This window comes from Ignavibacteria bacterium (assembly GCA_036262055.1).
Lineage (GTDB): Bacteria > Bacteroidota > Ignavibacteria > Tepidaquicellales > Tepidaquicellaceae > DATAJP01.
Genome location: DATAJP010000003.1, coordinates 311,114 through 335,961 on the forward strand (window position 1 = coordinate 311,114; position 24,848 = coordinate 335,961).

Here is a 24,848-nt window from a genome sequence, read left to right on the forward strand (position 1 = left end):
TTGAAAATTGTCACTAATATAGAAGAAGCGGTTAAAGGTGTTCATAGCAGGTTTTTGGCTTTTCCTTTTTATGAACGGATTTATTTTTATTCATCCGGTCTTTATAAGAAATTCGAGAAAGATCATATATGGATTTTAGCTTCCGCAGTTGCGTTTAATCTAATAATCTGTATTGTTCCTTTTTTGCTTATTTTATTAACCATACTGGGTATTTATCTCGATGAATCAAATGCATTGAGCAACCTCAGTGCATATCTTAAAAACGTATTACCACTTCAGGAAGATTTTAAGGACAAAGTTATTACAAATCTCATTGACAGAACAAAAGAAATTACAACCAACACATTTATAACCGGAGCAATCGGTATTTTTGGTTTGCTCTGGACAGCAAGCGGTTTGTTCAGTTCTATGCGTGATGTTATAAATAAAATTTATGACGTCTTTGACGAAACAAATTATTTCATAAGTAAACTGAAAGATTTTTTTCTTGTTTTCATAACACTTGTATTGTTTATCCTTTCAATTGCAGCAACTTCAGCTTATCAGGTTGTGCAATATTTTTCAGAAAATATTTTTGGCGCTGAAATATCTCTGACTTTCATGGAAGAATTTATATCAATGATTTTTTCTTTGATTATTACATTTGCAATGTATTATGTTTTATACAGATACATTCCGACAATCAAAATTCCATGGAAGGCAGTATTTATTTCATCGTTGTTTTCAGCAATATTATTTGAAATATTAAAATACATTTTTACATTATACATTCTTAAATTTTCAAACTTTGGGAAAGTTTACGGAACCTATGCCGCATTTGCCGCGTGTTTATTCTGGCTTTATTATATTTCGGTTATATTTGTGCTTGGTGCAGAGATAGGACATTTATATATTGTGAGAAACAAGCTCCACTTCTTAATCTCTAAAAAATAATGGAACAGAAAAAATTATACAGAACGATAGAAAATCTTATTAAGGAAGCACCCAAGCTTAAAACAGACGACGAGCTTCTGAAATATCTTCTCGAACAGCTAATCAAAAATGAGGAAATCAATATCCGTGGCGGAAGAATATGGAAACTGTCTCCCGATAAAAAAGCATATGTTTTGACTGAACAGGAAGGCGATGTCGATATTATTCAGGATTTTTATGAACTTAAAATTGAGGATTATCCGATATTCAAAGAAATAGGAAGAGTGCGTTCGGTTCTGGCAAAAGAAACTGATGAATATCTCATTGAAAAAGGTATTTATCAATATTCAGCCACAGGCGTGGGGGATAGATACCGGATAAAACCTAAAGACGATAAAGAAGAATCATATTTTTTATATGAATATCTGATTGCATTAAATCCTGATAAGTTTGATGAAAATCTTCTCAATACGCTGAACATAATAAGCACAACGCTCAGTGCAATCCTGAGAACAAGACGCGTAGAAACGAAAGCACAGGAAAATATAGAAGAACTTGAAAAAGCCAGAGAAATACAAAGAAGCATTTTACCGGAACATGAATATAAATTCGGCAATTATGAAATATTCGGGGTCTCCATTCCGGAGAAAATTGTCGGAGGTGATTTTTTTGATTACCTAACCTCCGATAAAGAAGTTTTAGGAATTGCATTAGGAGATGCAGCCTCCAAGGGAATTTCAGCTGCTGCTCAGGCACTTTATGTTTCAGGCGCGCTGAAAATGGGAGTTGAGTTTGAAATTAAGATGACTAAGCTTATAAAAAAAATTAACCAGCTTATTCATGATACGTTTCCGTTTGAAAGATTTGTAACTTTATTTTACATTGAGCTTTTTGATGACAGAAAAGGACTCGCACTTTATGTTAATGCCGGACATAATCCACCAATTTTTTACCGGGCTGAAACTTCCGAAATATCCATGCTGTCTACCACAGGACCTGTGCTCGGACCTTCTCCGGATCAGAAATATTATTACGAACGTATAAATTTTAATAAAAATGATATTCTTGTATTATATTCGGATGGCATAGCTGAAGCTACTAACAAAGAATTTGAGTTTTATGGTGAAGAAAGATTGAAAAAAGCACTCGAAAAATATCATCATCTATCATCTAAAGAAATCTGTGAACATATAATAGAAGAAGTGCAGGTTTTTTCATCACAAGCAGCTTATTCTGATGATAAAACGGTTGTTGTAATCAAACGCATGAAATAATTACGATAAATTATCATATTGTATAAACTCCCATTTCAGGTCTTTATGATTCATTGCAAGCTCGCAAACGATGTTCTGCTCGCTGCATTTAACCGTATAGTAAGTAACCAACGCTTCCCCCTGGTTCGACTTCCATTTTGAAATAACCTCCGATACCTTATAAACCGTGCTTCCTTTTTTGAACTTAAGGATATTAAGCTTCATATTATCAAAATGAGCTATTACCTGAACAGGTTCAAACACCTGATGTTTCATAGTCAAAATTTTAGTTTACTTATTTTACAAAAATAACCTTAATAATATAAGGTATTTATTTATTCTTATTTTTACGTGAGCATGAACTATTTTTTTAAAATCATAGTTATGATTATGGTATTTTAATATTAAAATACCTAAATTTATGGTTATTGAAGTTAAAAGTATCTAATTAAAAACATGACAAACAAAATCAAACTCTTTACCTTATTAATATTACTCTCACTCTCAAGCTCAGTCTCCGCCCAATTGGGACATAGTAATATGCATTTACTTAAAAATGTGAATCAACATTCTGCCGCAGGAAGATATTCAGCGCTTTGGGGTTATGTTGCTCCGAACGGTCGTGAGTATGCTATCTTAGGATGTTATGACGGAACTGCTTTCATCGACATAACAGACTCCGCAAATATCAGGGAAGTTGATTTCGTTCCTAATACCGGAACAGGTAGTTCAAATGCCTGGAGAGAAATGAAATTCGTCGGACATTATGCTTATGTTGTTTCAGAGCTTTCTCAAAGCGGTATTCAGATAATGGACTTACAATATTTACCTGACTCAGTTCGTTATGTCGGTAAATTTAATATGACAAGCCATTCATCCACACACTCAATTTCTACCGATGGCACCTATCTTTACTTAAATGGAGTGAATACTTCATTTGTGCCTACAGGGGGAATAGCGATAGTAAGTTTAGCTAACCCGGAAGTCCCTGTAAAAATCGGGCAGTGGGCAACCAAATATGTTCACGATTGCAGAATTATTAACGACACTATATATGCTTCATGCATCAATGCAGGCGAAATAAACATTATCAATGCAACAAACAAAGCAGCCCCTGTTACAGTAAAAACTTTCCAGACAGTTCCCAATCCATTTACTCACAATTCTGCAAGAACCGTTGATGGAAAATATTTATTTACAACTGATGAGACTTCATCACCTAATGGTAAATTGAAAGTTTGGAATATAGCAAATCTAAATAATGTTACTTATGTAAGAAATTGGCTGCCTACAAGTATCTCAACTGCAATTGTTCACAATGTCGAAATCTACGGTAACCTCGCAGTAATTGCGCATTATACCGCAGGTATCAGAGTTCTGAATATTGCTGACCCTGAAAATCCTGTTGAGATTGGCTGGTATGATACTTATCCAAGCAGCAACTCTGCTTCATTCAACGGATGCTGGGGTGTTTATATGTTTCCGTCAGGAAAAATTGTTGGTTCGGATATGCAAACCGGATTGTATGTGGTTAAAGTTACAAGCTTAACTAATGCAGGTTCAACCGGAGTTACCGTTCCTGAAAAATATTCTTTAAGCCAGAATTATCCGAATCCTTTCAATCCTACAACAAAGATTAACTTTTCTTTGCCAAAGAGCTCAAATGTAAGCTTAAAAATTCATAACATGGCAGGTAAGGAAGTTGCTTCGGTTGTAAATGACAGAAGAGATGCAGGAAATTATGAAGTTACATTTGATGCCGCAAACTATGGTTTATCAAGCGGAACATATTTCTATACTCTTACAACAAACGGATTCACCGAAACAAAGAAAATGATGTTAATTAAGTAATAGTTTTTAAAAACTAATAGAAAATCCCGGTCCATTTATTTGGGTCGGGATTTTTTTTATCAAAAAAGTAATAAAAACAAGAAGTTAAAATACCTTTCATAGTTTTTACTTTATTAGTATTTTACAGTTTAGTAATTCAAAAATATACAATTTCGTGGCGAAAATCCTTGTAGCTGATGATGAAGTAACATCCGTTGCTATTATGAAAAAAGTGCTTGAAGACTCGGGACATACTGTTTCGACTGTTACTGACGGTAAAATGGCGCTTGCAAAAATCAAACAATTTGAATTTGACGTTCTTGTTACTGACTTTAATATGCCCGGAATGAATGGTATTCAGCTTACTAAAGAAGTCCTCGAACTTGAATCTGATCTGATTGTTGTTCTCATAACTGCATACGCTACAATCAAATCATGCGTTGAAGCCATAAAGCTTGGCGCATTTGATTACCTGACAAAGCCCATCAATAAGGAAGAACTGCTTCTAACCGTCAACAGAGGACTTGAAAAAGTTGAAATCATAAATGAAAATATTTTACTGAAACAGGAACTTGAGAAAAGTGAAACTAAAGTTTCAGCTTTTGACTATGCAACTAATAGTTCCCAGATAAAAGGAATTCTAAAAGAAGTAGCAAAGGTTGCAAAATCCGACTCAACGGTTTTAATCACCGGTGAAAATGGAACGGGGAAAGAAGTCCTTGCAAAATATATTTATCATCACAGTAAGCGTTCCAATCAGCCATTCATAGTTGTTAATTGCGCGGCGATTCCAAACCAGTTGCTTGAATCTGAATTATTCGGACACGTGAAAGGTGCTTTCACTGGTGCGATAAACGACCATAAAGGATATTTTGAAATTGCAAATAACGGGACGATATTCCTTGATGAAATAGGTGAGATTGAATTGCTGATGCAGGTAAAACTTCTTCGTGTTCTGCAGGAGAGAGAGTTTTCAAAAGTTGGTGACACAAAAATTAGAACTACAAATGTAAGGATTATTGCCGCTACAAACAGAAATCTTAAAGATATGATTGAAGATGCAAAATTCAGAGAAGATTTATATTACCGTCTTAATGTTTTTGAGTTTCATCTTCCTGCTTTGCGTGAAAGACCTGAGGACATAATTTATTATTTTGAGAAATTTCTTGTGGAGTTCGCAAAACAATTCAGTAAGCCCGTTCCAAAAATTGATCCTGAAGTCAGGGAAATTTTGATTAACTATCAGTGGCCCGGCAATATCCGTGAATTAAAGAATCTTGCTGAAAGGGTTTCAATTCTTTGCGAGACAAACATTATAACGACTGATTTAATACCCAATAAGTATTTCCAATTTACCGAAGGAGAAAAAAATATCATATCTGAAAACAACAGTGATTATTCCGATACGGAAGATTATAATGCAGTAAAAGATAAAATGATAAAGGATTTTGAAATCAATTTCATTAAAAATAAGTTAAAACACTATAAAGGCAATGTTGCCGCTACAGCAAAAGCGATTAATTTTCATCCCGTTAGTTTACGTCAGAAATTAGCTAAGCTTGGCATTGACCCTAAGGAATTTAAAAGTTAAATTTATAATAAGTATTAAAATTTTATAATTATGGAAACATTAACGGAAGTAAAAAAAGAAAAAGCTGAGAACAGTAAAGAACAGGAAGATTTTCTTCCTCTGAAAAGGATTGACCATCTGGAGTTTTATGTCGGAAATGCAAAACAATCTGCGTTTTTTTATCAATATTGCATGGGTTTCCAGCTAACCGGTTATTCAGGACTTGAAACCGGTAACAGAGACAAAGCGTCTTATCTGCTTGAGCAGGGTAAAATTCGTTTTGTTTTATCTTCGCCTCTCACCGATGATAACTTTATTGCAGCGCATCATAAACGCCATGGTGACGGCGTTCGTGACATTGCAATGGAGGTTGATGACGCAACAAAATCCTTTGAAGAAACAGTTAAACGCGGCGCTAAGCCTGTTCAGGACCCTACAAGATATGAAGACGGTGAAGGTGTGCTAATTAAATCTGCCATTCAGACTTATGGTGATACGATTCATTCGTTCATCGAACGTAAAAATTATAACGGACATTTTATGCCTGGTTTTGTTCCTGCCCATCATAAAGCAGTTAAAGGGATTACCGACGTCGGCTTGCGTGCAATTGACCATATAGTGGGCAACGTTGAACTTGGGTATATGAATGAATGGGTGAAGTTTTATGCGCATACAATGGGATTTAATCAATTGATTTCATTTGATGACAAAGATATATCGACAGATTACACTGCTCTAATGAGCAAAGTTATGCAGAACGGAACAGGAAAAATTAAATTTCCGATTAATGAACCTGCTCAGGGAAAAAAGAAATCACAAATTGAAGAATACATTGATTTCTATAAGGGTGCCGGCGCCCAGCATATTGCAATGGCAACTCCAGATATTTTGAATACCGTAACTGAACTTCAGAAACGCGGTATAGAATTTTTAACAATTCCTACTACCTATTATCGCGAATTGCAGGACAGAGTAGGAAAGATTGATGAAAATATTGAAGACTTAGAAAGATTGGGTATTCTTGTTGACAGAGATGAGGACGGATATTTATTGCAGATATTCAGCAAACCCATAGAAGATAGACCGACTGTATTTTTTGAGATAATACAACGCAAAGGTGCAAGAAGCTTCGGCAAAGGGAACTTTAAAGCTCTTTTTGAGGCAATTGAAAGAGAACAGGAACTTCGCGGAACATTATAATTTTATTTTTAAAGTTGAGGTATAATAGCAAAAAGCCCCTATTAACAGGGGCTTTTGTTTTAATATGCTCTTTAATTAAACATAATAATTTTTTAATTTTGTTAAATCCTCCTTGCTCTAGTGGAAAACGCGCAGACTAAAAATCAATTATTAAATGATATCTTCAACGGTGTCGATATTTCAATTTTTGTTCTTGATGTAAACGAAAATAATGAGATAAGATATGCCGGTGCAAATCCTGCTTTCGAGCGTCTCACAGGGCTCAAATCACAGAACATTACCGGGAAAACACCTGAGGAAGTAATGTCAAAAGAATTCTATGAAAAAAATTACCGGAGATATTATGAATGTATTACAAAAAGAGAAACTATACAATTCGATGAATGTATAAAATGCAATGAACAATCAACGTGGTGGATTACTACTTTAAATCCTCTTATCAACTCTTCAGGAAGAGTATACCGAATCATCGGTAACGGAATCAACAACACACAGAACAAACTCGCCGAACTTAAACTTAGTGAATTTCAGAACCGTCTTGCCCTGATTTTTGATAACATTTCAAATTTAGTATTATATGAGTCGGGCAACAGGAAACGATTTGTAAGTGATAATATTGTCAAAATGCTGGGATATGATTTAAATAATTATTATGAAGATATTCATTTCTTTTCTAAACTAATTCATCCCGACGATAGAGACAGAATAAACGAATTGATAAGCATATGGAAAGACCAAAACCCTAAAAGTCTGCTTACGGTTGAATTCAGATGCAAAAAAAAATCAGGGGAGTATATCTGGCTTGAAGACCACATAATTCAGAAAAAAAATCAAAATGACGATAATTTCTATATTGCAGGCATACTAATTGATATAACATTAAGGAAGAATGCCGAAATGGAGCTTCTGGATGCAAAAGAACAAGCGGAAACTGCAAATAGCGCAAAATCAGACTTCGTTGCAATTATCAGTCATGAAATCAGGACTCCACTGAACGGAATAATTGGAATGGCGGATTTACTGACAACAACACCTTTAAGCAACGAGCAAAGCGAGTACCTAAATATGATTAAAGTCAGCGGTGATACTTTGCTTTCGTTGATTAATGATATTCTTGATTTCTCCAAAATTGAGTCAGGCAAACTCGAACTTGAAGAAATTAATTTTAATCTAAACGACTGCATCGAACAGGTTATAAACATTCTTGGAGCAAAAATAACAGATAAGAATCTGAGTTTTAAATATTATATTGACCCGAAGATTCAATATAATCTCCTCGGAGACATTACCCGACTTAAGCAAGTTTTGCTTAACCTTATAGGAAATTCAATTAAGTTTACTGAGAAAGGTGAAATTATTCTTTCAGTACGAGAAGTTCAGAAATATGGTGAAAATCTTATTCTCGAGTTTTCTGTAAAAGATACAGGTATCGGCATACCTCAGAATAAAATCGATAAATTATTTCAGGTATTTTCACAGATAGATACTTCAATGACGAGGAAATATGGCGGAACGGGACTTGGACTTGCTATCAGCGCAAAGCTGGTCAATATGATGAGAGGAAAAATACGCGCGGAAAGCAAATTAGGTGAGGGTTCAACTTTTGGCTTCACTGTTTCTATGAAATCATTGCCGTTATCATCGGAATATGTAAAAAATGAAAAACCATCTCCGTTAATTTATCTTAAGCTTAATGAAGAAAACGAAAACTACGTTAAGAGTATATTGAATTATTTTAATATTAACTCTATGAATTTGGACGATGCATCACAAAATGAAAATAATAATGTACAACAATTTTTAATCACGGACGAACCGTTAAGCAATTTAATAAAAAATGCAATATTTGAAGAATTAAAATCAGGGTTAAACATAATAAGCATAAGTGAAGATTATCTTTCTTCAAATTTTAATGCTGAGTATGTTAATTTATTAAGCCAGCCGGTTAAATACTCTAATTTGATAAATAAGATTTTTGAAAAATCAAATTCTCGTTTAGAGAATGAATTGTTATATCCAAAATTCGTCAACAATGTTCGATTTAAAATTCTTGTTGCCGAGGATAATATATTGAGTCAAAAGCTTATAATTGAATATTTGAAAAAATTGAATTTGAACGCTGATGTTGTTTCAGATGGAGCGGGGGTTTTAAATAAAGTTGCGGAAAAATCTTACGATGTGATTTTTATGGATGTTGAAATGTCCGGTATGGATTGCTTTGAAACAACAATGCGCATTAATTCAAGTTCACTTAATAGGAAACCATTCATTATTGCAATGATGACTAATGTAAGAGAAGCAGAAATAAGAAACTGCTATGAAGTCGGAATGTTTGGATATATCTCAAAACCTGTAATTTTCAATGATGTACTTAATATCTTAAATAAGTGCAAAGAAGTTCAATATCAATATTTTAATTAACTGAAGCAATAATGGAAATTAATACTGATGAGTTATTTGATTTTAATATAATCGAAAGCTTAAAAGAACTGGATGAACCTGGAGAGCCGTCTTTTTATACTGAACTGATAACTGTTTATTTGGGACAATCGCCGGGACTTATTGATGAAATAAGAAACTCATATAATATGAAAGATGCTGAGCAAATGAGTAAAGCAGCTCACACTTTAAAAGGTTCGAGTTTAAATGTAGGAGTCCGCAAATTTGCCGAAATTTGTAAGGAATTGGAACTAAAAGGTAAAAATAACGATTTTGATAATGTAGATAAACTATTGGAAAATCTGGATGTTTATTATTTAATTACAGTTAAAGAGTTAATGAAGATAGCGAGTCTTTAGATTTGGCATATTAATTGCTCAAAATCTACGGAATATTTTATGGACTATCTAATGTTTATGAATGCGGATAACGGTATAAAGAACTCTATATTGGGGGGACAATCAGCTCAAGACTTAGCCAGTATTCATGCCTGGCTTTGCAACCTCGAGAATTACATTAAAATCCCTGAATATGCAGACCGTTTTGTTGATTTAATGAAGAATTTAACAAATCAGCAAGGCGGTAATGCCATTGCTTCGCAGTTTTTTGACAAGCTGCAGGAAGAAAAAATCAGGGTTTTACTTCAACAAATCTGCAAAAGTTTTAAATCTGATATCGATACCATTTATCCGGACTTCAACACACTCTCCATTGGTGACCTCAGAAAAATTTTAATTCAGCAGATAAGCGATTACAAAAAGCACAATGAAAGTATTTATAAGGCAATAAATGTAATCAACGATGCAATTTACAAAACCGATCCGACGGGAAAAATTGTTTTTGTAAATCTTGCCTGGGAAAAACTTTCCGGTTTCTCCGAGAAAGAAACTATAGGTAAAGAAAAAGTTAAATTTGTACATCCGGAAGACAAAGATGAATTTTTAAATTCATTTCAGAAATCCTTAGCTGAAAACAGCAATCTTGACAGCGGCGAGTATAGAATCGTCACAAAAGAGAATAGCATAAAAGTCGTTGCATACCATAGATATTTATTATTCGATGAGAATGATAATTACATTGGCTCTACAGGTATATTAACAGATGTTACTGACAGAAAAAAATATGAGCTTGAACTTATCAAAGCAAAAGAGAATGCCGAGACTGCTTTGAAAGCAAAGTCAGAGTTCCTTGCAATAATGAGCCACGAAATCAGAACACCTATGAACGGTGTTATCGGTATGACAGGTTTGCTCCTTGAAACAAAATTATCTCCCGAACAAAAAGAATATGTAGAGACAATCCGTGTAAGCGGTGATACTTTGCTTACGATTATAAATGACATACTTGACTTCTCGAAAATAGAGTCAGGAAAGATGAAGCTTGAAGAACAGCCGTTTGAGCTTCGCGAATGCATAGAAGATGCTTATGACCTTCTTGCAACAAAAGCTGTGCAGAAGAAACTTGACCTTCTGCATTTGATTGATGAGCACGTTCCTGCCTTCATAATTGGCGATGTAACACGATTAAGGCAGATACTTGTAAATCTTGTTTCCAATGCAGTAAAATTCACCGATCAGGGTGAAGTATTTATTAATGTAAAGAAAAATAAAGATCTCGGAAACGGCGAGATTGAATTAATTTTCTCTGTTAAAGATACCGGTATCGGTATTCCTAAAGAAAAACTTGATGTAATATTCCAATCTTTCTCACAAGCTGATTCATCCATAACAAGACGATTTGGCGGAACAGGGCTTGGTTTAAGTATATGTTCGAAGCTTGTCACACTTATGGGTGGAAAAATCTGGGTTGAGAGTGAAGCAGGAAAGGGGTCAACATTTTATTTTACCATAAAAACTGCATCATCTACCGTTACTCCTGCAAGAGTTTATTTGAAATCAAAACTTTCAATTCTAAATAATAAGCGTGTTCTTATCGTTGACGATAATAAAACCAACAGGCAGATATTAACACTTCAGACACAATCATGGGGATTGATTCCAAAAGCCGCATCAAGTGGTGCTGAAGCCCTTGATTGGCTTAAAAATAATGAACCGTTTGATTTTGCAATAGTAGATATGCAAATGCCTGATATGGATGGACTGTTTCTCGGTAAAGAAATCAGGAAACTGTACAATAAATCGAAGCTTCCTATGATTATGTTAACATCACTGGGTCAGCCTGATGATAATATTGAAACGTTTAATGAGGTTTTTTCCTATTATATCAGCAAGCCGATAAAACAATCCCATCTTCTTGATATTATAATGGGACTTTTTGAAAATGAAATTATTAAAAAAACATTTGATGAAAGCAAACCTGATGATTCGGCTATTAAGAGTAATCCTATAAGGATTCTCATTGCAGAAGATAATTTCCTTAATCAAAAGCTTGCAGTAAAAATTCTCGGTCAGATAGGTTACAAAGCAGATGTTGCAGGCAATGGTATTGAAGTTGTGGAATCTTTAAACAGACAACATTATGACATAGTGTTTATGGATATACAAATGCCTGAAATGGACGGGGTAAAAACTACAAAATATATTTTAAAGCACTGGAAAAATTTCAGACGCCCGAAAATCATTGCTATGACTGCAAATGCAATGACGGGGGATAAAGAAAAATTTATTGCCGAAGGCATGGATGATTATATCAGCAAGCCGATTGTTATGGATGATCTAAAGCAGCTAATGTCAAGATGGTCTGAAATTATAAAGAAAGAGCTTGAAACCACCAAAACACGACCTAAGGTCAGCATGCTTCTCGACCTTGCCTTAATTATTGATTTGAATAATGAAAACGGTAATGGCAGTGGTTCGGAATTTAAGAATATTGTTAATATTTATAAAAGTGTTGCGCCTCAATTAATAAAAAACATTCGTTCATCCCAAAGTGCTAAGAATGTCAATATGTTCAAGAAGTATACAAACGATTTAAAACGTGTAAGTTATCGTGTCGGAGCAAAACGTCTTGCTGAGGTCTGCCTGAAGCTTGAAAAAATTAATGATGTTGATGACTATTCGGAACTTGGTAAAATTGTCGACAGGGTTGAAGACTTGTATAAACTTACTCTTAATGAACTCGAAAATCTTAATTAAGAATTAATACCTCTTTTTCTCTCCTTTATAAATCATTTTAATTAGTTATTTTTAAGTATTATAAATTTCAATTAATTATATGTCTTTTTCTCAAAGAACGCATACCTGTGGTGAGCTTCGTTTATCTGATTTGGATAAAAATGTAACATTAAACGGCTGGGTTGCCAAAAAACGTGACCTTGGTGGTTTATTCTTCATCGATTTACGCGACCGTTACGGCATTACACAACTCAAAATCAGTCCTGACAATAAAGCATTAATTGATATAGCAGCTACTTTGGGAAATGAATTTGTTATTTCAGCAACGGGAAAAGTTATTAAACGCGAAAGCATAAATAAAAACATCCCGACAGGGGACATAGAAATAGAAGTTTCGAATATCGAGGTTTTAAACGAGTCAAAACAGACTCCGTTTGTCGTTGAAGAAGACGTGAAAGCATCTGAAGAACTGCGCTTCAAGTACCGTTATCTTGATTTACGGCGCAATTCAATGACGCGAAATATGATTGTGAGAAATCAGGTTTTTCAGATTGTTCATAAATATTTCGAAAAGCACGGTTTTCTTGAAATCGAAACTCCTATTTTAATGAAATCAACTCCCGAAGGTGCAAGAGACTATCTTGTTCCGTCACGAGTTCACAAAGGTAAGTTTTATGCTCTCCCGCAGTCACCCCAGACTTATAAACAGATTTTAATGGTTGCTGGAATCGACAAATACGTCCAGATTTGTAAATGCTTCCGTGATGAAGATTTGCGCGCTGACAGACAGCCGGAATTTACTCAGATTGACCTTGAAATGAGCTTCGTGAAACAGGAAGACGTTTTCAGAATCACTGAAGGTCTTATGAAAGAAATTTGGAAAGGTGTTCTGAATATCGACATCGATACTCCGTTCACTCAACTTACATATGATGAATGTATAAAATATTACGGCATTGATAAACCGGACTTGCGTGTAAAAGGGGATATGAGAATTGCTGACATAACACATCATCTCGCGAATTCACAATTCGCACCATTTAAAAATGCAATCGATGCAAAGGGAATTATTGCCGGTATTAAGTTAAGCGGTCAGCAGGTTTCAAGAAAAATTATCGATAACTTAACCGAGATTGTTAAATCAAACGGACTCGGAGGTCTTGCTTACATAAAATTAACTGCCGAAGGAGTTCAATCTCCGCTTACAAAATCACTCGGACCTGAGGAAATGAAATTAATTCTTGAATCGTTTGAAAACCCTGCAGAAGGTGATACCATTTTTATTTTAAGCGGTGAATTTAAAAAGGTCAGTGAAGTTCTTGGTTTGTTAAGATTAAATCTTGCAGATACTTTTAATCTTTATGATGATTCAAAACCTGCTTTCTTATGGGTAACTGATTTTCCTTTATTCAGATATGACGAAGAAGAAAAACGTTATGCAGGGGAGCATCATATTTTTACTATGCCGAAGGCAGAGCATCTGCATTTACTTGAAAGCAATAAAGCCGAAGATATTCTTGCAATCAGAGCTGACTGTTATGATTTGGTTTTAAACGGTCAGGAGCTTGCAAGCGGAAGCATAAGAATACACAAAAGCGATATTCAAAAACGAGTGTTTGACATAATCGGGCTGACAGATGAAGAGTCACGCCAAAAATTCGGATTTGTTCTCGATGCATTTTCATACGGTGCTCCTCCGCACGGTGGTATTGCTCCGGGTTTAGATAGAATCGTTGCAAGTTTATGCGGAACAAAAGATATACGCGAAGTGATTGCATTCCCCAAAACTACAAGCGCTGCATCGCTTATGGATGAAAACCCAAGCCCTGTCTCGGAACAACAGCTTAAAGAATTGGGTATTAAATTATCATAGTTTTAAGGGTACGATAGGCATTCATGCCTGTCGAGACAGACAGAATGTCTGTCTTACCCGCTAAATGAATTTTTTAAGTCATCAAAATTCGTTAAATTACATATTACAATAAATTAAGGAGATAAAATATTTTGAGTTCTACAACCGTAAAGGAAAAAACCGCAACGAAACCGAAATATAAAGTAAAAGATATAAACTTAGCTGACTGGGGACGAAAAGAAATAAAGCTTGCAGAAGCTGAAATGCCGGGATTAATGACAATCCGTGAAGAATATAAAGCATCACAACCGCTTAAAGGCGCAAGAATTGCCGGATGTCTTCACATGACAATTCAAACCGCAGTTTTAATAGAAACATTGGTAGCTCTCGGAGCTGAAGTTACATGGTCATCATGCAATATTTTTTCAACACAAGACCATGCTGCTGCTGCTATTGCTGCTGCAGGAATTCCTGTTTATGCATGGAAAGGAATGAATGAGGAAGAATTTAACTGGTGTATCGAACAGACATTGTTTTTCCCTGACGGTCAGCCGTTGAATATGATTCTTGATGATGGCGGTGATTTAACAAATATGGTTCTCGATGAATATCCTGAGTTGGTTGCAAACATCAAAGGAATTTCAGAAGAAACGACAACAGGTGTTCACAGATTATATGACAGAATGAAAGCAGGAACATTGCCGCTTCCTTCTATCAATGTTAACGACTCTGTTACAAAATCAAAATTTGATAATAAATACGGATGTAAAGAATCTCTTGTTGATGCTATCAGAAGAGCAACTGATATAATGCTTGCAGGTAAAGTTGCCGTTGTTGCAGGTTATGGTGATGTTGGAAAAGGTTCTGCTGCTTCTTTAAGAGGTGCCGGAGCAAGAGTTATCGTTACTGAGATAGACCCTATCTGTGCTTTACAGGCAGCAATGGACGGATATAAAGTTACGACAATGGATGAAGCTGTTAAAGAAGTTGATATAGTCGTTACTGCAACAGGAAACTTCAACATTGTAACTGACAGACATTTTAAAGCTTTAAAAGATAAAGCTATTGTCTGTAACATCGGTCACTTTGATAATGAAATTGATATGGCTTGGTTAAACGAAAATTACGGACACACAAAAGACACCATTAAACCACAGGTTGATTTATATACACTTGACGGAAAAGATATTATTGTTCTTGCTGAAGGTCGTTTGGTAAACCTTGGTTGTGCAATGGGACATCCATCATTCGTGATGTCAAACTCATTCACAAATCAGGTACTTGCGCAAATCGAGTTGTGGCAGAATAGCGAGAAGTATGAGAACAAAGTTTATGTTCTTCCAAAACATCTCGATGAAAAAGTTGCAAGACTTCACCTTGAGAAAATCGGTGTTAAGCTTGAGAAGTTAACTCCGCAACAGGCTGATTATATCAGCGTACCTGTTGACGGACCATACAAAAACGATTTATACAGATATTAAAAAATTTCGAATTTCAGATTGCCGATTTCGAATTTATAAATATTTAACGCTCTTGTTTGAATAAAACAAGGGCGTTTTTGTTTTATATAAAAAGAATATATTTATAGAACTGGTTCAAGTTTGAACAATCTTCCTTCACCGGGGTTAAAAACTCCTGCAGAAATGTAATTTCCGGTATTTGGGTTAAATGTTGTTAAAACTTCGTTTGACACTGCGTTACTTAATTTCCAATTATTAAAATTTGCAAGATCATTTAAATTAAATCTTATTCTCAATTCCCGTAAATCACCTTCACCCGGTTTTAACTCAGGAGTGCACCGTTTATTCACAGCAAGAAAATATTTCGCATTAGAATTTGGTTCGATTTCTTGGCTTGGATTAAAAAATCCGATTTCCCAATAAAGTTTATTTGATGGATCTTCATTTCCTTGCTGTGGAAATATTAATTGATTATTTCGATAAACCGACTTTATAGTATGAATATATTTAAAAGGCAAACCCTCTGTATTGACTGTTCGTGTCGCATTATACTTGAGATTCTTTTCATTATAAATATATTCCCCAATTTTTCTCAAATCAGCATTTATGTCGGCAAGCCCTGTCCATTTATTTTGTTCGTAATAATTATTTATTCTGGGGGCTGAGTTATTTGAATTCAACATCCCCCATAAGAAATAGTTTTTTCCACAATCTTGATAATAATAGTGCTCAGTGGTGTAAATAAAATGAAAAACTTGTTTTGCTCCGTATGCCAATGCAAGATTAGATTGAAATTTTATTTCTTCATTTGTGGGTTCCCGCAACCCTGTAAAATCTTTTGAAGTGCAATTAAAATTTTCAAATGTATGTATTTGTGTTCCATAACATAAAGTCCATCCATATTGCTTCGCTTTGAGCGATGCATTCTTAAAATTCTCAAGTCCGAACAAAGTAGCATTTGTTATGACTGAGCTCAATTTGTCATTATATTGTTCTCTATTTTCTGCCAAAATATATTCTACCGTTCCGGGATATGTTGTATCATTTGGAAGAGAAAGATTATATGGAACAGGAATATTTGTGCTAATGGGATATATATCCGTCAGGAGGATGTCAGTTACTGCTCCGGAAGAATGAAGAGAATCATAAACTGCATGCAGTTCCGGAGTATTTTTAAGTCCGCTGCCCCATTGAATACATACTTCACAGACAACAGGTACAAGTCCTGTATTCGGATTATATTGTTTTATTCTTTTGTTAACTTCAGCTACACAGGCTATATTATTATACTTAAATTCGTCCATATAAAAATAACCAAAGCCGTTCATTGCTGCAATTTGTTCTGCCTCATCACGGATTTTCTGATTAAATTGCCACCTGTTAATGTCAGATGGTATTCTATCATCAGGATCTTCAATCAAAAAATGCGCCCATTCATCATCAATGCGAACGTAATCAATCCACATATCCACGTTATCATACCAGTAAATTCTATAATCTATTTTTGAATTAACATAATTATCTTGATTTGCACCATTATTCAGAATATCCGCTAGAATACTCATTGTAGTATCATTCAAATTAAAATAATTTTCTAAATATCCACCGTCATAATATCCGTTATTTAAAAAATTTGATGCTTTTATTTCAACTGACTTTACAAGGTTTCCGCTAAATCCAATAATGTCCAATCTAAATACATTTACATTTTTATTATTAGGATTGTTAGCGAATGTTTGCTCTATTCTTATCCTTGGCTTAATGTACCATCGCAGATTTGTACAACTTGCTAGTTTGCTATTTGATTTTCTGTCGGAATAGTAATGGCTGCTGCTTAAATCATTAACTTGTTCAAGGTTTTCGTATAAATCTTTAACAACATATCCTGCTCTCTGTGAATTTGTTAAACACTTTCTTACTGTTTGGATATTTCCATTCAGATTATCGATTTCAATTTTTCCTGTTTCTGATGTTAAATATCCGTAACCGGGTTTTATTATTTTATTTTTTAAATCTGATGAATTGTACTCTGACTGATATTTACTGCTTTGTCCATATGCTGGACGGACGATTTTTTCTCTATGCAAATACAATGCATAGTTTGTTTGCAAAACGGCATCGGATTGTCTCAATGTATATTCAAGGTTATTTTTGTAATTGGAAACTGGAGTAAAAAATCCTCCATCAGCATCGTCAAAATCTTCACCGGTTCCGTATCTTTGCAGAGCATTTATATTTAAACTATTTAAATAAGTTGTGAAAGTATCATTCATCAGCTTTGTTCCGCCAAGACTGAACATACCGACATAAAACTTATTCAAATCCATTTTTGAATTTGAATATTGGTAGGGAAGAGGATTATTTTTAAAACTTGAAGAAAACCCTGAAGATATGAAAACTATAATTATGAACTGAAAAATAAAGATTTTTGTAAATCGAATCTTATTTAAGTAAAAGCATTTTTTTTGTCTGGGCATAAGAATTAGTTTCTATTTTATAAAAATACATTCCGCTCGCCAAATTGGTTCCATTAAATGCATATTCATTCGTCCCTCTTGCTAAATTTTCATTAACAAGCACCGCAACCTCTTTTCCTAGAACATTATAAACCTTTAATTTAACGAAATTGCTTTGAGGAATAGAAAATGAAATCTTTGTAGAAGGATTGAAAGGGTTAGGATAATTCTGTTTTAATTCATAGTTGTCAGTATTAACTGATGTAATTTCTTTTGTAATATTCGTAATTGGTCCGGCACCCACATTAGTAAATGCTCCATACATTCCGCTTGAATTATAAGCCCAACCGGTATTTGTATCTATAAAATCTATGACGTTATATAATCCTATTGATATTGATGTATCCGGTTGCTGAAATCCCCATACATCACCGCCATTTGTTGTTTTCCATATTATTCCTTTAAACTGCCCGGGACCTAAAAACCTGTTTCCGCCAACACCATATATTACATTACTATTTACCACATCAAATCTTTCTATAGTTCTATTTAAAATTTGATTTCCTGAAGGCAGAGGTTGATTTATCCAGTTAGCTCCGCTGTTTGTTGTTTTAAACATCTCACCTCCAAATGTTCTCCAACCTGTGTCCTGATTTAAAAAATATATTGTTCCAATTACGTTTGACATTAAAGTCCAGTTAATACCTCCATTAGTGGTTCTATATATTCCTTCACCTTTTTCTGCTATCCATCCGTAATAATTTCCTCCGATTGATTGTTTTAGAAAGAATAAATTTCCATCACCCATATTTCTTTTTTGTGGTACTAAAGTTACGCCCCCATTTGTTGTCCTCCAAATTGTTAATGAATCTCCTTCAACTCCTGTTACCCAGCCTGTATCTCGATTTACAAATGAAATGCTTGCATATCCATTATTAGTTGATATTGATACACTATCCCAAGTTATACCTTTATTTGTAGTTTTATATATAACATCACCACCATGATTTGTTCTTCCATTTCCATATACAGTTGTGCTATCAATTTTATCCATTCTAAATATTCTGATGTTAGCTGAAAGGCTCCAATTAAAACCTCCGTTAGTTGTCCTTAATGTTGCAGGAATAGGAGAGGGGCTTGTATTAAGAGAAATTATCCCCGTATTTGCATCAAAAAATACCATATCGAATGGTTGTCCGCTTCAGGCATGCTTTGCTGTATCCATTGTGCATAACAAGGCGTAATGAATAATAAGTAGTTAATAATAATTATTCCGGTGAGGTATAATGTTTTTTTAAACTTATTCAGCATTTTCTCAATCACATTTATCACTTCAAAAGCGAAATTTATTTAATAATAAGTTCAAGATGAATAAAAGAGATAAAAAATGAGATTCTTCGCTCCGTTCAGAATGACACGGGAAAATTTCCTTATATCCCTCATTAAAAAATATTATATTTACCTGACTTTGCTAAAGTTAAGCTAACGTAGCTCAGCTGGTAGAGCAGCTGATTCGTAATCAGCAGGTCAGGGGTTCAAATCCCCTCGTTAGCTCTTTTTCGTATTTATGAAAAAATTGTATAATTGCTTAGCTTCAAGCGAAATTTCCCCTCAACATGCTATCACCTTCAAGAATGTAAGTTATTTAACTCAAATTACACATTAAAAGAATGTTGTTATTTAAAAATAATTTATTTTTATTTGCATTCAATAGGTTTTTAAAATATTTTTATGATAAGTTTTACTAAAATAAGTCATTTAGCTAATAATATTTAAACATAAAAGTATTTATATTACATTAATCAAATAAAAATAAATTATTAAAATATGAAAATTCAACAATTAAAATGGTCAAAAGGAAATAACTGGCAACCTCAGGGAGATTCAGAAAATAGTATAAAGCCAAATTTTATATTATTATTCGGAAGCACCGGCTTAATTAAGGACACACAATACACAGATTTTCTGAAAGAAAATTATCCGGGAGCTGTGATGACGGGCTGTTCGACCTCAGGAGAAATTTGCGGAACTGAAGTTTCAGATGATACTTTAATTGCAACACTTGTTGAATTTGAAAAAACTAAACTTGAAGCTCATAGTATTGACATATCATCACCTGATAAAAGCTATGACCTCGGGGTTGGACTCATCAAAAAGTTTGATACAAAAGACCTTGTTCACATATTCGTTTTATCTGACGGTCTCAACATAAACGGGAGCAAGCTTGTTGAAGGAATGAGAAGCGTAACACCGTCAAACATCAGCATAACCGGAGGGCTCGCAGGAGACGGAGCAAACTTTACGGAAACATACGTAATAGATGCTGATGGAAATCCGACGTCGAAAGTTATAACAGCAATAGGATTTTATGGAAACAATCTCGCAATCGGTTATGGCTCACTGGGGGGCTGGGATAGCTTCGGCATCGACCGTCTTGTAACTAAATCAAACGACAATGTTTTATACGAGCTTGATAACACACCCGCATTATCTCTATATAAATCTTTTCTCGGTGAGCAGGCTGCAAATCTTCCATCATCTGGTTTGCTGTTTCCTCTCAGCTTACGTTCAAATGCAGATTCAACTCCCGTTGTAAGAACAATTCTTGCAATTGATGAAAACAAACAAAGTCTGACATTTGCAGGTGACATTCCTGAAGGTTCATACGTCCGCTTAATGAAAGCAAACTTCGACAGACTAATCGACGGCGCCGAAGAAGCAGCAAAGGTTAGCTTAAACGGGGCAAGTCCCGATTTAGCAATATTAATCAGTTGTGTCGGAAGAAAACTTGTTTTGAAGCAGATGGTAGAAGAAGAAGTCGAGGCAGTTCAGGGAGTCATCGGGTCAAACGCAAAAATTACCGGATTCTATTCTTATGGTGAAATCGCACCGTTCATGAAAGAAGCAAAGTGCGAGCTTCATAACCAGACAATGACAATAACTACATTTAAGGAACTTTAAACAAGAATTCCAAATCGGAAATTTAAAGATTAATGACTGATATCAGCAACTTTCACCGCCTTCTCAAACGGCAGATTGACAAGCATTTAAAATCTATTGATGTAAACACGCCTGAAATGCAGAATTTTCTCACTGCAATAAATGAAGCGTATTCCAGTTTTAATAACGACCATAAGCAGCTTGAAAGAACGCTTGAGCTGAGTTCAAATGAGCTTTTCAAGGCAAACGAAAAGCTGAACAAATATACCGAAGAGCTTGAAGAAAAGGTCAAAGAAAGAACAACCGAGCTTGAACAATCCAAAAATTTCCTTGACGCAATTCTGAATGCTGTTGCAAATCCTATTTTCGTGAAAGACGAAGACCACAGGTTCTTAATGGCAAATGATGTAATGTGCGAACTGCTTGGCAAGCATCATATCGAACTGCTTGGCAAAAATGATTTCGATTTTTTTCCCAAAGAAGAAGCTGATGTTTTCAGAGCTCATGACGATATTGTTTTTAAAACACGTACTGAAAACATAAATGAAGAACAGCTAACCGATAAAGATGGCGTTCAGCGGACTATTCTGACAAAGAAAACTTTATTCTCTAACGGACAGAAAAAAGATTTTCTGGTCGGCACAATTACGGACCTTACTGAGCGTAAGAAGATGGAAGAGGAGATGAGGGAAAAGAATGAACAGCTTATGTCTTACTCAAACGAACTCGGAAAAATAAACAAAGAGCTCGATCAGTTTGCCTATATCGTATCGCATGACTTAAAAGCACCGCTCCGCGCAATAGTTAATCTTTCAATGTGGATTGAGGAAGAAATAGAAGAAAAGATTTCTGCTGATACTAAAAAGAATTTTGACATGCTTCGAGGAAGAGTTCAAAGAATGGAAGATTTGATTAACGGAATTCTTGAGTATTCGCGTATCGGACGTCTGAAATCCAATTTATCGCTTCTTAATATAAATGATTTTCTTAAAGAAATAATTGAAAACCTTGACCCGCCCGATAATTTTAAGTTTAACATTCAGGAAAATATGCCGACAAGCAAGTTTGATAAAATTTTGCTTGAACAAGTTTTTTCAAACCTCATAAGTAATGCAATTAAATATAATAACAATCCGAACCCTGAAATTAGTATTGAATTTAAAGACGAAACAAATTACTATCAATTCTCCGTTTCGGACAATGGAGGGGGAATAGACAAGCAGTTCCACGATAAAATCTTTACGATTTTTCAGACATTACAATCACGTGACAAGTTTGAAAGCACCGGTGTGGGCTTAGCAATAGTGAAGAAAATCATTGAAGATACGGGTGGAAAAATATGGCTCGAATCAGAAAAAGGAAAAGGAGCAAAGTTTTTCTTTACATGGTTAAAACATAATTAATAAATTAAACAATAAACAATAAACTATAGGACAAATGGGAGACAGCTTAATTAATATTTTACTCGTTGAAGATGATGAAGTCGATGTGATGAACGTAATGAGAGCTTTCAAAAAGAATAACATAAAAAACCCGCTGTATGTTGCGGAAAACGGACTGGATGCTCTTGCGATTCTTCGCGGAGAATCAACTGAGAAAATCGTTCCGATGCCGAGAATTATTTTGCTTGATTTAAATATGCCTAAAATGGGAGGCATTGAATTTCTTAAAGAACTCCGTAATGATGACAGATTAAAAAACATTTCCGTATTTGTTATGACTACTTCAAATGAAGATAATGACAAAATTGAAGCTTACAACTTAAATGTTGCAGGTTATATTCTAAAGCCATTATCAATCGAAAAATTTATTTCTGCAGTCGGCATTCTGAAAAATTACTGGATGCTCTGTGAATTTCCGATTATGACTAACTAATATTTTTATGCATTCAAAAGTAAAAATTCTTTTAATTGAAGATGACGACATTGACACAATGGCGTTCGAGCGTTTATTAAAAAAATGCAACTTCAAATACAGCTTTCTGAATGCAATCGACGCTGATTCTGCAAAAGACGTTCTCAAAAATAACAAAGTCGATTTTATTTTTCTTGACTACCAGCTTCCCGGAACTGACGGACTGAGCTTGCTTAAATTCATTAAGCGCCATTATGAAGAAATAATTACGACCGTTTTAACATCACAGGGCGATGAAAAGCTTGCTGTTGAAATGATGAAAGCAGGAGCGTTTGATTATTACTCAAAATCCGAACTTAGTGTTGAGTTGATAGAAAAAATTATCCGCGGAGGATGGAATTTGCGCGAGTTAAATCTTGCAAAACTGAAAGCTGTTAAGGAAAACAACGAAAATCAAAAGCTTCTTGCCCGAATAACTAATTCAATTCCTGAAATTATTTCTGTTTATGATTTCGAAAAAGATCGCATAGTCTTTTCAAACAAATCAATGGGTGAATTTCTCGGATATAACGAGAAAGAACTTAATGAAATTGGTGTTAACATCATTAAAATGCTGATACATCCCGATGACTTTGAAAGGGAAAACATAAGACAGTTCAAAATAATGAACAGTTCTGAAACCGACTTCTTGGAGTCTGTTTTGAGAGTTAAACATAATGACGGACAATACCGCTGGCTGTTTTTCCGTGATCTCGTTTTTGAACGCGATGACGAAGGAAAAGTGAGGCAGGTTTTAAGTGTTATTACAGATATTACATATCATAAAATTGCAGAGGAACAGCTTAAACAGGCAAAGTCGAACGCTGAAAATGCGCTTAAAATTAAATCTGATTTCCTTTCAAACATGAGTCATGAAATCAGAACTCCGCTTAACTCAATTATTGGCATAACAGATTTGCTGTTTCAGGAAAACCAGTCCGAGTCCAATATTGAATATCTGAAGGCAATTAAATTTTCAGCAGATAATCTTCTTGCAATCATAAACGATGTTCTCGATTTCTCAAAGATTGAATCGGGCAAAATTACTTTTGAGTCGCTTAAGTTTAATGCGCGGGAAACATTGCGTGATTTGGTGAAGACCTTTTCAATAAAAGCAAAAGAAAAAGGTTTAGAGCTTAAATCGAATTTTGATGATACCATTCCCGATGTAATTGTCGGTGACCAGTTTAAGCTGAATCAGGTTTTAATTAATCTTGTCGGAAATGCAATCAAGTTTACTGAACGCGGTTCGGTTGAGGTTTCAGTAAAACAAAAAAATAAATCTACTGATACCGTTCTGCTGGAATTTTATGTTAAAGATTCCGGTATCGGAATTCCCAAAGAAGAACATTCTAAAATATTTGAAAGTTTTACTCAGGCATATTCGGATATTCCGAGAAAATTTGGCGGAACCGGATTAGGACTTACTATCGTAAAACGTCTTATCGAACTGCAGGGAGGAACCATTCGCCTTGAAAGCGAATGCGGAAACGGGTCATGTTTTATTTTTGAGCTTAGCTTTGGAATCAAGGAGCAAGATGAAGTTTCCGAAAAGACAATGTATATTGACCCTAAGTATTTAAATTTTGAAGGATTAAAAATTTTATATGCCGAAGACAATGTAATGAACCAGTTTTTTGTAACAAAGCTTTTTGCAAAATGGAAAATAGCTTTTGATGTCGCAAATAACGGACAGGAAGCAATTGACTTGCTCGGAAAAAATGATTACGACATTGTGCTTGTTGATTTGCAGATGCCTTTCATTGACGGCTTTGATGTTGCTAAATATATCCGCGGCGACCAGGCATTTTATCTCAATAGAAATACTCCAATAATTGCGTTTACTGCTGACGTTTCGCAAGAGACAAAAACAAAAGTTCTTAGCCACGGAATGAATGATTTAATAACAAAACCTTTCAGACAGGAAGAACTTATTTATAAGCTGTCGAGGTTCGTACATTTGCAGTAA

At 34.8% G+C, this 24,848-nt stretch carries 18 protein-coding genes and 1 tRNA gene; 16 read left to right on the forward strand and 3 right to left on the reverse strand.

Features of this window, described 5'->3' with window-relative positions:
* The gene (locus tag VHP32_08515; GenBank protein ID HEX2787934.1) at positions 1-933 is read left to right on the forward strand and encodes a YihY/virulence factor BrkB family protein; all 933 of its coding nucleotides are present in this window, start codon (positions 1-3) and stop codon (positions 931-933) included.
* Positions 933-2,186, forward strand: a complete 1,254-nt coding sequence (locus VHP32_08520) for a PP2C family protein-serine/threonine phosphatase (protein HEX2787935.1) — start codon at positions 933-935, stop codon at positions 2,184-2,186. Before VHP32_08515 ends, VHP32_08520 begins: the two co-directional genes overlap by 1 nt.
* On the opposite strand, the gene VHP32_08525 is transcribed toward VHP32_08520, so the two are convergent.
* Positions 2,187-2,441: a hypothetical protein gene (locus VHP32_08525; GenBank protein ID HEX2787936.1), complete on the reverse strand. Its 255-nt coding sequence runs from the start codon at positions 2,439-2,441 to the stop codon at positions 2,187-2,189.
* 264 nt (positions 2,442-2,705) lie between these two features.
* Here VHP32_08525 and VHP32_08530 point away from each other — a divergent pair, with 264 nt between their 5' ends.
* The 8 genes from VHP32_08530 to ahcY all read left to right on the forward strand — a co-directional run bounded on the left by VHP32_08530 (position 2,706) and on the right by ahcY (position 15,611).
* Positions 2,706-4,016, forward strand: a complete 1,311-nt coding sequence (locus VHP32_08530) for a choice-of-anchor B family protein (protein HEX2787937.1) — start codon at positions 2,706-2,708, stop codon at positions 4,014-4,016.
* A 154-nt stretch (positions 4,017-4,170) separates the two neighbouring features.
* Complete coding sequence (locus VHP32_08535; protein HEX2787938.1) at positions 4,171-5,586, forward strand: sigma-54 dependent transcriptional regulator; 1,416 nt, start codon at positions 4,171-4,173, stop codon at positions 5,584-5,586.
* 30 nt (positions 5,587-5,616) lie between these two features.
* Complete coding sequence (gene hppD / locus VHP32_08540) at positions 5,617-6,765, forward strand: 4-hydroxyphenylpyruvate dioxygenase (protein HEX2787939.1); 1,149 nt, start codon at positions 5,617-5,619, stop codon at positions 6,763-6,765.
* Between the two features lie 120 nt (positions 6,766-6,885).
* Positions 6,886-9,186: an ATP-binding protein gene (locus VHP32_08545; protein HEX2787940.1), complete on the forward strand. Its 2,301-nt coding sequence runs from the start codon at positions 6,886-6,888 to the stop codon at positions 9,184-9,186.
* An 11-nt stretch (positions 9,187-9,197) separates the two neighbouring features.
* Complete coding sequence (locus VHP32_08550) at positions 9,198-9,563, forward strand: Hpt domain-containing protein (protein ID HEX2787941.1); 366 nt, start codon at positions 9,198-9,200, stop codon at positions 9,561-9,563.
* Positions 9,564-9,602: 39 nt separating this feature from the next.
* Positions 9,603-12,299 carry a response regulator gene (locus VHP32_08555; protein ID HEX2787942.1) on the forward strand — a complete coding sequence of 899 codons (2,697 nt, stop codon included), beginning with the start codon at positions 9,603-9,605 and terminating at the stop codon, positions 12,297-12,299.
* A gap of 79 nt (positions 12,300-12,378) precedes the next feature.
* Positions 12,379-14,151, forward strand: coding sequence for an aspartate--tRNA ligase (gene aspS / locus VHP32_08560; protein ID HEX2787943.1), 1,773 nt, complete (start codon positions 12,379-12,381; stop codon positions 14,149-14,151).
* A gap of 131 nt (positions 14,152-14,282) precedes the next feature.
* Positions 14,283-15,611: an adenosylhomocysteinase gene (gene ahcY, locus VHP32_08565; GenBank protein HEX2787944.1), complete on the forward strand. Its 1,329-nt coding sequence runs from the start codon at positions 14,283-14,285 to the stop codon at positions 15,609-15,611.
* A 101-nt stretch (positions 15,612-15,712) separates the two neighbouring features.
* On the opposite strand, the gene VHP32_08570 is transcribed toward ahcY, so the two are convergent.
* Both VHP32_08570 and VHP32_08575 read right to left on the reverse strand, forming a co-directional pair.
* Positions 15,713-17,917: a hypothetical protein gene (locus VHP32_08570; GenBank protein HEX2787945.1), complete on the reverse strand. Its 2,205-nt coding sequence runs from the start codon at positions 17,915-17,917 to the stop codon at positions 15,713-15,715.
* Between the two features lie 115 nt (positions 17,918-18,032).
* Positions 18,033-19,100 carry a T9SS type A sorting domain-containing protein gene (locus VHP32_08575; GenBank protein HEX2787946.1) on the reverse strand — a complete coding sequence of 356 codons (1,068 nt, stop codon included), beginning with the start codon at positions 19,098-19,100 and terminating at the stop codon, positions 18,033-18,035.
* 13 nt (positions 19,101-19,113) lie between these two features.
* Between VHP32_08575 and VHP32_08580 the strand changes: the two genes are divergently transcribed.
* The 6 genes from VHP32_08580 (at position 19,114) to VHP32_08605 (ending at position 24,848) form a co-directional block, all read left to right on the forward strand.
* Positions 19,114-19,290, forward strand: a complete 177-nt coding sequence (locus tag VHP32_08580) for a hypothetical protein (GenBank protein HEX2787947.1) — start codon at positions 19,114-19,116, stop codon at positions 19,288-19,290.
* A gap of 237 nt (positions 19,291-19,527) precedes the next feature.
* Positions 19,528-19,600, forward strand: a tRNA-Thr gene (locus tag VHP32_08585).
* A gap of 273 nt (positions 19,601-19,873) precedes the next feature.
* Positions 19,874-21,007 carry an FIST N-terminal domain-containing protein gene (locus VHP32_08590; GenBank protein ID HEX2787948.1) on the forward strand — a complete coding sequence of 378 codons (1,134 nt, stop codon included), beginning with the start codon at positions 19,874-19,876 and terminating at the stop codon, positions 21,005-21,007.
* A gap of 32 nt (positions 21,008-21,039) precedes the next feature.
* Positions 21,040-22,389 carry an ATP-binding protein gene (locus tag VHP32_08595; GenBank protein HEX2787949.1) on the forward strand — a complete coding sequence of 450 codons (1,350 nt, stop codon included), beginning with the start codon at positions 21,040-21,042 and terminating at the stop codon, positions 22,387-22,389.
* 34 nt (positions 22,390-22,423) lie between these two features.
* Positions 22,424-22,861 carry a response regulator gene (locus VHP32_08600; GenBank protein HEX2787950.1) on the forward strand — a complete coding sequence of 146 codons (438 nt, stop codon included), beginning with the start codon at positions 22,424-22,426 and terminating at the stop codon, positions 22,859-22,861.
* A gap of 7 nt (positions 22,862-22,868) precedes the next feature.
* Positions 22,869-24,848 (forward strand): response regulator, encoded by a 1,980-nt coding sequence (locus VHP32_08605; protein ID HEX2787951.1) that lies wholly within the window; start codon positions 22,869-22,871, stop codon positions 24,846-24,848.